Origin of the sequence: Enterobacter chinensis (genome assembly GCF_034008295.1) — a bacterium.
Taxonomy (GTDB): Bacteria; Pseudomonadota; Gammaproteobacteria; order Enterobacterales; family Enterobacteriaceae; genus Enterobacter; species Enterobacter chinensis.
Genome location: NZ_JARDVI010000005.1, coordinates 103031 through 114918, shown reverse-complemented (window position 1 = coordinate 114918; position 11888 = coordinate 103031). Strand labels below are relative to the sequence as shown.

At 43.0% G+C, this 11888-nt stretch carries 13 protein-coding genes; 5 read left to right on the top strand and 8 right to left on the bottom strand.

Going from position 1 to position 11888, the window contains the following annotated elements; translation table 11 throughout:
- Positions 1-770 precede the first annotated feature (770 nt).
- Complete coding sequence (locus tag PYW49_RS15650; RefSeq protein ID WP_181933235.1) at positions 771-1382, bottom strand: XRE family transcriptional regulator; 612 nt, start codon at positions 1380-1382, stop codon at positions 771-773.
- A gap of 99 nt (positions 1383-1481) precedes the next feature.
- On the opposite strand from PYW49_RS15650, the gene PYW49_RS15645 reads away from it, so the two are divergent.
- The 3 genes from PYW49_RS15645 to PYW49_RS15635 all read left to right on the top strand — a co-directional run bounded on the left by PYW49_RS15645 (position 1482) and on the right by PYW49_RS15635 (position 3224).
- Positions 1482-1745 carry a helix-turn-helix domain-containing protein gene (locus tag PYW49_RS15645; RefSeq protein WP_099441398.1) on the top strand — a complete coding sequence of 88 codons (264 nt, stop codon included), beginning with the start codon at positions 1482-1484 and terminating at the stop codon, positions 1743-1745.
- Positions 1746-1931: 186 nt separating this feature from the next.
- Complete coding sequence (locus PYW49_RS15640) at positions 1932-2792, top strand: hypothetical protein (protein ID WP_320386911.1); 861 nt, start codon at positions 1932-1934, stop codon at positions 2790-2792.
- Between the two features lie 15 nt (positions 2793-2807).
- Complete coding sequence (locus PYW49_RS15635; protein WP_320386910.1) at positions 2808-3224, top strand: lysozyme inhibitor LprI family protein; 417 nt, start codon at positions 2808-2810, stop codon at positions 3222-3224.
- 207 nt (positions 3225-3431) lie between these two features.
- Here PYW49_RS15635 and PYW49_RS15630 read toward each other — a convergent pair whose 3' ends face one another.
- From PYW49_RS15630 to nadC, 6 genes are all read right to left on the bottom strand, one after another.
- Positions 3432-4064 carry a recombinase family protein gene (locus PYW49_RS15630; RefSeq protein WP_117032622.1) on the bottom strand — a complete coding sequence of 211 codons (633 nt, stop codon included), beginning with the start codon at positions 4062-4064 and terminating at the stop codon, positions 3432-3434.
- Positions 4065-4355: 291 nt separating this feature from the next.
- Positions 4356-6041 (bottom strand): ADP-ribosylglycohydrolase family protein, encoded by a 1686-nt coding sequence (locus tag PYW49_RS15625; protein ID WP_320386909.1) that lies wholly within the window; start codon positions 6039-6041, stop codon positions 4356-4358.
- Positions 6042-6050: 9 nt separating this feature from the next.
- Positions 6051-6716: a DarT ssDNA thymidine ADP-ribosyltransferase family protein gene (locus PYW49_RS15620; RefSeq protein ID WP_099441403.1), complete on the bottom strand. Its 666-nt coding sequence runs from the start codon at positions 6714-6716 to the stop codon at positions 6051-6053.
- Positions 6717-8114 (bottom strand): 3'-5' exonuclease, encoded by a 1398-nt coding sequence (locus tag PYW49_RS15615; RefSeq protein ID WP_116773258.1) that lies wholly within the window; start codon positions 8112-8114, stop codon positions 6717-6719.
- A 171-nt stretch (positions 8115-8285) separates the two neighbouring features.
- Positions 8286-8348, bottom strand: coding sequence for a prepilin-type N-terminal cleavage/methylation domain-containing protein (locus PYW49_RS23390; protein ID WP_407057616.1), 63 nt, complete (start codon positions 8346-8348; stop codon positions 8286-8288).
- Positions 8349-8522: 174 nt separating this feature from the next.
- Complete coding sequence (nadC, locus tag PYW49_RS15610; protein ID WP_134349662.1) at positions 8523-9416, bottom strand: carboxylating nicotinate-nucleotide diphosphorylase; 894 nt, start codon at positions 9414-9416, stop codon at positions 8523-8525.
- Between the two features lie 87 nt (positions 9417-9503).
- Here nadC and ampD point away from each other — a divergent pair, with 87 nt between their 5' ends.
- Together ampD and ampE are read left to right on the top strand one after the other, a co-directional pair.
- Entirely contained in the window at positions 9504-10055 is a 552-nt protein-coding gene (gene ampD, locus PYW49_RS15605) for a 1,6-anhydro-N-acetylmuramyl-L-alanine amidase AmpD (protein WP_320386908.1), read from the top strand.
- Between the two features lie 9 nt (positions 10056-10064).
- A complete protein-coding gene (ampE, locus tag PYW49_RS15600) occupies positions 10065-10919 on the top strand; it encodes a beta-lactamase regulator AmpE (protein ID WP_320386907.1) in 855 nt (284 codons plus the stop codon).
- 18 nt (positions 10920-10937) lie between these two features.
- Here ampE and PYW49_RS15595 read toward each other — a convergent pair whose 3' ends face one another.
- Entirely contained in the window at positions 10938-11888 is a 951-nt protein-coding gene (locus PYW49_RS15595; RefSeq protein ID WP_320386906.1) for a glycoside hydrolase family 43 protein, read from the bottom strand.

Here is an 11888-nt window from a genome sequence, read left to right as displayed (position 1 = left end):
CAAAAGACGAAAACGCAGGAGTCACGGCAATGTGGCACTATAAAGGAATCGGATAATACCCCGTAGATTCCCTTGATAGACATATAAGGCCAATCCTTACCAAATGGTATAAGGGAGTCTATTACTTCTAATTGATTCAGTGGCGAATTTATACAATATAGATCCGTCCTGAATTTGAGATGTACTTAGACACTTATAGGAGTTATTCATACAGCTTTTATAAGAAGAGTAGTGATGAGCTACGACCGTTGCAAAGAATGGCGATAGGAAGAAACAGGGCAACCCGCTTCCGCTTGAGTACAATATAGTTGTATCCAAAATTCGCTGTATGAAATGTTGATGAGTATCAGCGTCAAGAAGTACAAATTAATTGTATATATTGAATATCTTCCCCCCGCACTGGGGGAGCGAAATGTATCCAAGAAATCCCGTCAAGGGGTAACGCTGTTAAAGCTAATCAATATTTGATAAATGCCCTATCAAAAAATTAATATCCAATGAATTGATATTCGAGTTGAAGCGAACGCCGTGAGATTCAATCGAATGAAATTCCTGGCTCGCTTGTAAAGCGGGACAGTCAAAAATAACATTAAATGGAAATATTAATTCAATTAGATATCGTTAGGATTGAAGGTAATGATCCCGGCTTGTAGCGACCTCTTGCTATGATCTCCTAATTAATTGTGTCATGTACTATAATAGTTACAACTTCCACCTTTCACTACCTTGGGTAGGTTTGTTAACGGTGATTGGTGGAAGTACTAATTATGCTAATTAATTTTGTTAATAATCATCACGACATTACCAACGACATTAATACTTTTCATATCTTCAAAAGGTACTGCGATTGGTGGATAGCTATCATTATCACTCAATAAGCGTACTCCATCTATGAGCACCTGTACTCTCTTAAACAAATAATTCCCACTCTGTTTTAATACAACAAGTTTGTTATCGGTTAAATTTATATCATTAGTATCAATTATGATTACTCCTCCCGTAAGAAAAGTAGGGGTCATTACATCGGTATTGACCTTGATAGCACGCAGAGAGTGTAAATCCTTCACATCAATCAATTGAACATCAAGTTTCAGCATTTCATCGGCGTGATCAATAAAAGGTACATATGTGACATCTGAATCAATACTGCCCATGCTCGATTGTTGGCCTGTTGCCAGCCACTCAATAGATACATTGCCTGCTTTTGCCAAGAGTACTAAGTTATCCAGTGTAGGGCTTGATGAACCGTGCATGTAGTTGTGAACAGTGCTATAGCCAATACCCGCACGTTTTGAGAACTCTCTACCCGTTGTTCCAAGTGCTGCTATGACGTGCTTTAAACGTTCACTGAACTCTTTAGTACTTTGCTTTTTATTGATCATTCTATCGCCATTCAACTTAAGGAATTGTATTCCTAATTCGATTTGACTTGTTCATTTTATTGATCAATCATGTTCATGATTAAGTAATGAGTGATCATAATGAAGAATCATAAACAAGAAGGATCTCAAAAAAAGGAATCAAATGCCAGTATTCGAAACTGGCATCGGGCCGATGTGCTTGCAGCTATACGCAAAAGAGGTAGCTCGTTGGCTAAGTTGTCCCGAGACAACGGCTTGCATGAACGAACGCTATACAACGCCCTTGAGAGGCATTGGCCAAAAGGTGAGCAGATTATTGCCGATTATATTGGGGTGACTCGAGAAGAAATCTGGCCAGAACGTTACAGCAATAGTGAGGAATAAATTGTGGCATACGCAACATATACAGTGGTTTGTCCGCATTGTGGAAGTACTACGACAGTTAACACCGGAATAAAAAGCAGTGGTACAGGTGTAGGTTCGTGCGGAGCATGTAGAAAACTTGTCAGAGTAGAAGTTGACTCTCTCGGTAATATAAAACGAGTATTAAAATAACAAGGGAAAATAAAAATGAAGAAAATACAGTTTTTTGTTTATATGGGATTCGGCTTAATCATGGTGTTCATGGTTTATAGTTATTTTAGTACATTCAATGAACCAGGGATGTCATTTTCTACAGTATTACTTGCATTAGTTACTTTAGCATTTTGGAGTATGGCTATGATCATCTCATTTTTGTGGTCAATTATAGCCATACCATCTGTGCAAGAAAACTACCCCGCATTAATGCAAAAACTTCCCAAGCTTTTTAATAACTTTTTTCTACCTATCATCATTGTAATTTTATTATTAATAGCTGGGCAAGCTAATGTTCATATGGTGAATCTGCAAGGAAAGAATCTTGGTTTTATGATCGAAGATCAATTCTCTGAAGCGAAGAGTGCCGGGATCTTTAACAGAGAAAAGTGGATTGAAGTTAAAGCTAAGCAAGATGAGTCAATGAAATTAGCCGATAAACATACCGCCGCTGTAGCATTAGAAAAAAAGAACAAAGACTACATCGAAAGTAAGATTAATAGTCTCGAAAAGAGTAGTGGTAAGTACTTAGTAGCTGAAAATATCTACAAACAACATGGTGTTTGGGTCGATGATTACATTGCTGTTCAAAAGAAGTCATGCTCACGTGAATTCAATCGACTGTTAGCTGCTAATGCAGCGTCTGAGCAGGCCATTGAGTACTGGAATGAAACCTCTAATTCTTTAAACCGGTCGGGTATTTCGCCATTTGCAGGGGGGAGGAGTCCTACAACCGATCCAGATATCCAGAGAACCAGCAATGATATTAGATTTGCCCGTTCTCAATTAGAAAATTGTGGTATAGCTCATCTTAACGAGATAGAACATCGTGTTACAGTACAAACTGATAATTGAAATGGGTTCAGTATTATGTATTTCAAAGCGGTGGTTATAAGTGCAAGCTTACTATTTTGTTTATCAGCCTCTGGTGAAGAACTGAAGCAAAATATTGATAGTACATTACAAAAATGCAAAAAGGATGCCGTTAGTACTATTGATTCAAAGAATTGCTATATCAAAGCTACTACAGCTTGGGATACTGAGCTTGGGAATCAGTACAAACTGCTAATGAAAGATCAGCCTGAAAATGTGCGTACCACCCTAAGAGATTCACAAAGGCAATGGATAAAATACAGAGATTCGTATAATAAAGGAATTGAGGCTTTTTATCAAAAAGAAGAGGGTACTATCTGGAGTTTAATTGCGGCTGAAAGCAAAATGAATATCATCCGCGATAAAACATTAGATCTTTATCGACTAAGGAATAGTACAAATCTTGGTGGTTGATGTTAAAAGGTAGCGTAGGCTACCTTTTTTATTGCCATCGATGCGTCAGGGCTGGTGGGAACCCGCTATTAATAATTCTTGCAGTACTTTCATCGTTCCATTCACAAAGAAGTACACCAAATATAAAATAATCATCCGTTTTTTCATCAAAGTACATGTGCATTACTCTATGGAGTAAGCGTTCGGTCTCACTGAAATAACTATGAATCATAACTTATCTCTTATTTCATCTGTTTGTAGCTTTGAAACTTTAGAAATAGTAGCTCTTGAACAACCCAACAACTCCTGAATTCTATTCCAGCTTTTACCATCTGAAAGCAATTCCTTAACCTTCTTTCTGAGATCTTCATCTACAGGACGGCCTTTGTACTTTCCTTCACTTTTAGCTTTCTCAATTCCTTGTTTTTGGCGACGTCTGCGATCTTCATAATCCTTACGGGCGAATGCTGCCAGAAAATCTAACATCATCGTATTCATTGATTCGAACATTCGAGAAGTTAGTGAATCAGTACTTCCTTTCAATAATTGGTGGCTGGTTGGAAGATCTAACGATACTACTCGAATTCCTTTTGACTCGATGAGAGTGCGAAGAGTTTTCCAATCATTGGTAGTCAGCCTGGCCAGGCGGTCTACCTGTTCACATAGAAGTACATCGCCCGATTCTGCAATATCGAGTAATTGAAATAGTTGAGGACGTTGCAACGTTGCACCAGATACATTCTCGATAAAGTATTTTGAGACTTTCATACCATGTGTGCTTACGAATTCATCAAGTTCCACTTTCCCTCGTAAAGCATTTTGTTCTTGGGTTGAAGCCCTTAAATAGCCCCAAATACGCATTGTATCTTCCTTCAGTTCGTTTTACATGGTTCATTATATTTGGTCCTTTTTAAGTTGTAAAATCGATTTAGTGAACCAATATACAAAGGTAAATTGTAAGTCTGCTTGGGGTATACATGTCGGGAACCATAGGGAAGTGTAAGAAACATACTCATTTAAATAGATTCATTCCAAGTATGTATTAGCAGAAATGCATGTGTCTTTTAAAGGAATTGATAAAACTAATGTAAGATATTAATCATTGCTTATAGAAAAAGGCCCAAAACTTGTTGTTTTAGGCCGTTATATAGACTATTGCTTTTTCTTTCTTGTGATAAAAGCCTTACCAATAATTGCTGCAAATGCTATACAGGAATCGAGACCTTTTTTATCAGCAAGCCTTATAAGATAATGACCTACTTCACGTTCACTAAAACCTTTTTTGATTAAGTTTGTAGTTATCTCATCGAGATCTAAATTATCAGAGTCGGCATAATCATAATTAAAACGGTTTTGTTCATACTTATATGAACTTGTAACAGGTTGTACAACTTTTTTGACCTCTGTTTGTTGTTCAGGCTCTTTTGATATAGCCATTTGTTCTGACTGAATATCATTTTTTAGAGTCAAATCATTTTGGCGAAGTTGAGTAGGTTCAGCGAATTTGATATCGCCTATTTTACTCTTTACTAAAATAGTCTGACCATATTCGAGTTGCATCCACTGCCACTCATAATTTTTATTCTTCCAACCACCAGATTTTGATAAGGTGACTTTACCCAATCCAATAATATGGTAAATGCCATCCTTATTTTTGACTAATGTATCGCTTTGCGTTTGTGGCGATTGCCATTTGTTTATATTAGGGTAGTCAAAGTTTACAGTTGGAATTCCTTCCGCTATATCACTTAATCTACTGGCTTCGCTAATAATATATTTGCTATCTTGAATGTCCCATTCAGGAAGGCTACTGTAACATCCCAATATAGCTCCTGCCATACTTCCAATTGAATCTGTATCAGTGCCTAATAAATTGACACATGAAATAATTGCTTCGTATGGGTTTGCATTTTTATATAAATGACAAAGCAAGGCACTTGCAATTGCTGTATTAGTTGCAGTACCTCTCCTTGATTCTTTGTTGCATTCAAGTGCATCAATTACCGATTTGTATTTATCAGAGAGGTCATTATATTCTTTAGCTGCATTCAGAGATTTTGATAGATATGCTTTTGATTCAATGCGAACTCTCTCTACTTCTTCTTGCAGTTTTTTCCCTGAAATAATCTCCCAGTTAGGAAGCCAGAAATTATTTAACTCGTAGATCTCGTTAATAATTTGAGGGATAGCAGTGAAGTTATCAATAAAACCATTGATTTCTGTAGGGCCAGCAGGTTTTCCATTTATTAAAGCGTACTGTAAAGTATCAGCATGTAATAGGGCTCCACACACTGCTAATACATGACCATGAGTCACTAACGAATCTTTGATTACTGATGCAACATATTTTCTTTCTAAGAGGTTTTTACAACTCCATACATGAGGTTGTATTCTCATGGCGGTTCCATTTCCACCTGAGTTTGTGTAATCAATCCCGTTAACTTTATAGAAATTAGAAAACCAATTTGTATCTTTACGCATGAGGTTTGTAGCGGCTAATTTGGTTGCTCTGCCAGCACCTAAAGCATAAGATAACCACACAGGAAGTTCTATTTTTGCAAATGACTCCGTGTCAAATTCACCATTACTCCTTATAGATCTCGATACGGCTAATCTTAATTGTGTATCATCTGAGTATGTCCCTGCTGGGAGGCTTACAGTTACTCCTGAGTAACCTCCAATTTTTCTGTTCCAGCTGACAGGCTTGAGGAGGTAGGAATCATTAATCCTTCGCTTTAAGCCACTTTCGTCGGTAAGTTCAGAAATCCAGCCAATAGCATCACCAGCGGCGGCCCACAGTGCGGAATTTATGACTTTTTGTTTTCTGAGTGAGTTCATTTTTCCCTCTTAGAATGTGTTAGGCACACCTAAAAATTTTTCTGGACAAATAATAACATTTACAGAAAGAAAACCAAAGCTCCTCAGTGTCCCATGTATAGATGCAGCCTGCTCTTGGTTTTGTACGTAAACGCTTCTAAGGAATTTCATATCAAGAGGATTAGGATACAGAACTTCAGCCTGTTCGCAGGTGGTTAATCTTTGCTGTCTTCCATTTCTACTAACTGTCTTTCCTCTCCATCGAGTGATTGTTTCAACAAACATAGATTGAAGTCCTGCACAACCAGGTGTTCGTATTACGGAAGTATAGATATTATTAGTAGTTGTAAAATATACCTTTGGGTGAGTTAGGATAATGGGATCAAAAGCCATTATACACCACCATCTGTCTTCACCTCGAAACCAATTTCTGGCTGCATTAAAATAACTTGTGTTTATTTCACTTATGGAAAGGTTTATATAATCTAACCAATCTTCATCTTTGTTGAATGTATCCTGTGCTTCTTTTCTCTCACTTGATACAGGTGATGCAATATAACTAAGAAATTGTTCTTCGTTTAATGCTTTGCGAGATAAAACTAAACCTGTGCCTGCACAACCCGTTAAACCTCTTTCAGTCGTAAAGTGCAGGATTTCTGAGATCCCTTTCTCAAGTATAAATTGTTCAATGTCCATTTATAAATCTACCTCATCGAAAGTACCACGGGTAAAATAGTCAACCAAATCTGATTTTTCCGATTCTTTATATCCGATAACTACAGACTCTCTGGCTCGACTGATAGCCATTGCAAGCAATCTTCTTAATTGCTGTAATTTATCATCATTTTCATCTTGTTGATGCTGCATATTTGCATCGCTTAGGCCTAAAATTATAACATGATCAAATTCAAGACCTTTAGCTGAATTCATTGTGGACAATGCAATATTTTCAGGTCCTCTTGACCAAACTTTATTTTTAGTTATGGTTACATAAGGAAGTCCATGACGTGTAAGCTGTTTTTGAATTTCTTCAAACCATTGCCCACCTTTAGGTTTAAGAAATGCGACAGATTCATTTGCAAGATTAACATTCCTTTGAATGTAATCAATGGCATATCTTACTTGTTGCGAGTATAGCCCTTTGCACACAACTGGTTTTGGCCCATGCCTTGTAGCTCTTGTAAAGTCGCTAATGCTTCCATCATCATCGATTGTTAATCCATGGGTAATAGACGCAGCAAATGCAGCAATTTCTACTGTGTTTCTATGATTTTCACCTAATCTGAAATAGGCAGCATTACGCATATCTAATCCAGTTTCTACCCATGTGAAGCCTCGCGGGTATAATCGCTGTATAGTATCAATTACAAACGTTAAGTAATAATCATCCGTAAGGTGATTTAATATTGCTCTAATTTGATTGGCTGAAAAATCTTGCGTTTCATCAACGACAATTATGTCATACCCCAGACATTCATGAGAGATCATTTTCTCGCACTGAGTATGCCAATCGTCTAACTGATGCTCTTCAAGATATTGTACATAGGAGCGAACAATATCAATTAAACGCTGGCGAGTTTGTCTTGTTACTTGTGGCGACAATCCTCTACCAGTTCTCTCAACTGTTAGGTAATTATCTAATTCGTGATGGCGGAATCTGCCTCGAAAATAGTCTATTTCATCGAGTACAAAGTTTAAATCAAGCCCAAGTGTTAAACATTTATTTAAAAGATAAGAATCTCGAGTTGTATCCTTAATCAAAGGTGTATTGAGGTGCCTTCGAGCCCAATTAGAAAATGTATCATTTTCAACTTCTACTGGGATAGCTTTAGCTTGGATGCTGTCATCAATTAGCCCCTCAATATATCCGGCAAGGGTTCGGTTAAATGACAGCACTAATGTTTTGATAGGTGTATTGTCATTGTTAAGATTTCTTCGATATGTTAACGCATTGACTATTGCTGTGAGTCTAAGTAAAGCACTTGTGGTTTTACCACTACCTGCGGCACCCCTGATAACGACTATGCCTGCTGTATTCCGACTGACTATTGGCAGCTGTTCAGGTGTAGCACGATGGTTCGAAAGAATTTTCAAACTTATCTCCTTAAAGTTTCTTTTTCCGTTTTTTACCTTCAACTGAAGGTGTTATAGAGAAGACATCATTTAGTAATGTCTAATTAGTATTAATCTTATATACCTCATGGATGAAGCCTTCAAGAGGTGGATATAACTTATCTTTCAAACGGTTAGTGATCACAAATTTTACTATATAATAACTGCACTAATCACCATCAGCTCGATGAGAGTGAATCCATGTTGTCTGTCCATATCTGCTCCTTACGTTAAGTAGCGCTACTCTGTCAGCGCGAAAGGGCAGAAACGAGGGGCAAAAAAGGGAACGGGAAGGGGGCTTCAGAAAATTCATTGAGCGTTGCAGGGAAGGACAACGGAATTGCGAGCGGGGGTGAAATTCCCCTCTCCGTGCGGAGAGGGGAGGAATCATTATTTAAAGCGCATTGAGAGGTCGAGGGCGCGAACGTGTTTGGTCAGCGCCCCGACGGAAATGTAATCCACGCCCGTCTCGGCGAATTCACGGATCGTTTCGAAGGTGACGTTCCCGGACACTTCGAGCTGTGCCTGGCCGTTGGTCAGCTTAACCGCCTCGCGCATCTGCTCCGTTTCGAAATTATCGAGCATGATGATATCGGCACCGGCCTTAATTGCCTGCTCCAGCTCTTCCAGGCTTTCAACTTCCACTTCAACGGGCACATCCGGGTGCAGCCAGAAGGCTTTCTCAACCGCCTGACGAACGGAGCCGGAGGCAATAATGTGGTTCTCTTTAATCAGGAAGGCGTCGGATAAGCCCAGACGATGGTTTGCGCCACCGCCGCAGAGTACCGCGTATTTCAGCGCCGTACGCAGGCCCGGCAGCGTTTTGCGGGTGTCCAGCAGTTGGGTACGGGTGCCGGCAAGCAGGTCAACGTAGCGACGTACCTCACTTGCCACCCCGGACAAGGTCTGGACGAAGTTGAGCGCGGTTCGTTCACCGGTAAGCAGCACGCGGGACGGGCCGTCCAGCTCAAACAGCGGCTGGTTTGCCGTAATCGCATCGCCGTCTTCAACGTGCCAGACGATCTGCACATCATCACCCGCCAGCTGGGTAAAGACCTCTTCAACCCACCGCTTGCCACAAAAAACACCATCTTCACGGGTGATAATGACCGCGTGAGAGCGTGACTCTTTTGGCAATAATTGTGCGGTAATATCCTTTTCGGCATTAACGTCACCGCCCAGGTCTTCTTTCAAAGCATGGGCGACGCTTGCCGGGATATCCATGTTAATACGTTCCAGAAGCGCTTCACGTCGGTGGTCGGGGTTGTAGCGGCGAGGCGGCATGATAAAACTCCAAATTGGTAACGAATCATAATATTGAAACATGCTACTCTGAACCGAGTAACAGCACCATACATAAGGAGTTCCAGCATGTCGTTAGAAAACGGATGGCTGGTGGATGCGCGGCACGTGCCCTCGCCGCACCACGATTGCCGCCCGGAGGATGAAAAGCCCACACTGCTGGTTGTTCATAATATTAGTCTCCCGCCGGGTGAGTTTGGCGGTCCGTGGATTGATGCGTTATTCACGGGAACGATAGATCCCAATGCGCATCCTTTCTTCGCTGAGATTGCGCATCTGCGTGTGTCGGCTCACTGCCTGATACGGCGTGATGGCGAGATCGTTCAGTACGTGCCTTTTGATAAGCGCGCCTGGCATGCCGGGGTGTCGTTGTATCACGGGCGCGAACGGTGCAACGACTTCTCCATTGGGATCGAACTGGAAGGCACGGATACCACGCCCTACACCGATTCACAGTATCAACAGCTAGCGGCTGTGACCCGCACGCTTATCGGACGCTATCCGGCCATCGCCGACAATATTACGGGACACAGTGATATTGCTCCGGCGAGAAAAACCGATCCCGGCCCGGCCTTTGACTGGCCACGGTTTCGCGCCATGCTCAACGCGTCGTCAGAATAAGGAGATACCATGACGTTGTTTACCATGCTGCTGGTTATCATCGCTGAACGCCTGTTCAAACTCGGCGAGCACTGGCATCTGGATCACCGGCTGGAGGTGATTTTCCGTCGGATTAAGCACTTTTCTATGCTGCGTACGCTGCTGATGATGGCAGGGGTGATGGTCGTTACGTTCCTTCTGCTGCGCTCGCTGTATGGCCTGTTTTTCAACGTGCCGCTGCTGGTGGTGTGGATCCTGCTCGGTGTCCTTTGCATTGGCGCGGGGAAGGTGCGTTTGCACTATCACGCTTATCTTAAAGCCGCCTCCCGTGACGATGCCCATGCGCGCGGAGCCATGGCAAGCGAGCTGACGATGATTCACGGCGTGCCGCCGGATTGCGATGAGCGCGAGTTCCTGCGCGAGCTGCAAAACGCGCTGCTGTGGATTAACTTCCGCTACTACCTGGCACCGCTGTTCTGGTTTGTGGTGGGCGGTCCTTGGGGGCCGGTACTGCTGATGGGGTATGCTTTTCTTCGTGCCTGGCAGACCTGGCTTGCCCGTTATCTGACGCCGCATGAACGTTTGCTGTCCGGCATTGATGCCATTCTGCATGTGCTCGACTGGCTCCCGGTTCGCCTGGTGGGCGTGGTGTATGCATTAATTGGTCATGGTGAAAAAGCGCTGCCCGCATGGTTCGCTTCTCTTGCCGACCGCCATACCTCGCAGTACCAGGTGTTAACGCGCCTGGCCCAGTTCTCTCTGGCGCGCGAGCCGCATACCGACAAGATTGAAACGCCGAAAGCCGCCGTCTCAATGGCCAAGAAAACCTCGTTTGTCGTGGTGGTTGTGGTGGCGCTGCTGACGATTTACGGCACGCTGGTGTAAGCCAGCGCGCCGCAGCGGTTAAAGCGTATCCGCAGGCGGGATGCCGAAATCAGGCATCCCGTTTTCATCCCAGCGAACCCACTTCAGGCGGGTATGGCGATTGGGGTCGTATAGCGGATCGCCCTCGATTTCGGCGTAATTTCTTGCGTGATACACCAGCACATCTTCCCCTTCTGGCGTCTTTGTGAAGCTGTTATGCCCGGGCCCATACTGGCGGTTTCCATAGCTGGTGGCGAATACCGGACGCGGAGATTTGTGCCAGTTCTCCGGGTTTTGCGGATCCGCTTTGATGTCTATCCACAGCAGCCCCATGCAGTAGTTCTCATCGGTGGCGCTGGCAGAATAGCTGATGAACAGTTTATCGTCGTGGACCAGCACCGCCGGGCCTTCATTGACCCGGAACCCTCGACATTCCCAGTCATACTCAGGTTGACTGAGCATGACCGGCTCGCCCTTGAGCGTCCACGGGTTCTCCATTTCACACAGATACAGGTTGGAGTTTCCGGCGATATCCGGCGCTTTTTGCGCCCACAGATACCAGCGTTTCCCCTGATGAACAAAGGTGGTGGCGTCCAGGGCGAAGGTGTCGAACGGCGTTTTTATTTGCCCTTTTTCGAGCCAGATTCCGGTGAGCGGATCGCGATCGTTACATTCCAGCGCGAACATGCGGTGCTGGAACATCCCCAGCTTATCGAGCACCTGCGTATGCGTGGCCGCAAAATAGATATACCACTTGCCGTCGATATGATGCAGTTCCGGTGCCCAGATAAGCTGACTCATCGGGCCGGTTTCGGGTTTTCGCCAGACCACCACCTCTTCAGCGCTGCGTAGCCCTTCCAGCGAGTCCGCACGGCGAATTTCGAGTCTGTCGTACTGCGGTACGGAGGCAATAAAAAAGTATTGCCCCTCGTGATGCAAAATATACGGATCGGCGCGTTGTTCAATAAACGGGTTTGGCCAGGTTTGCAT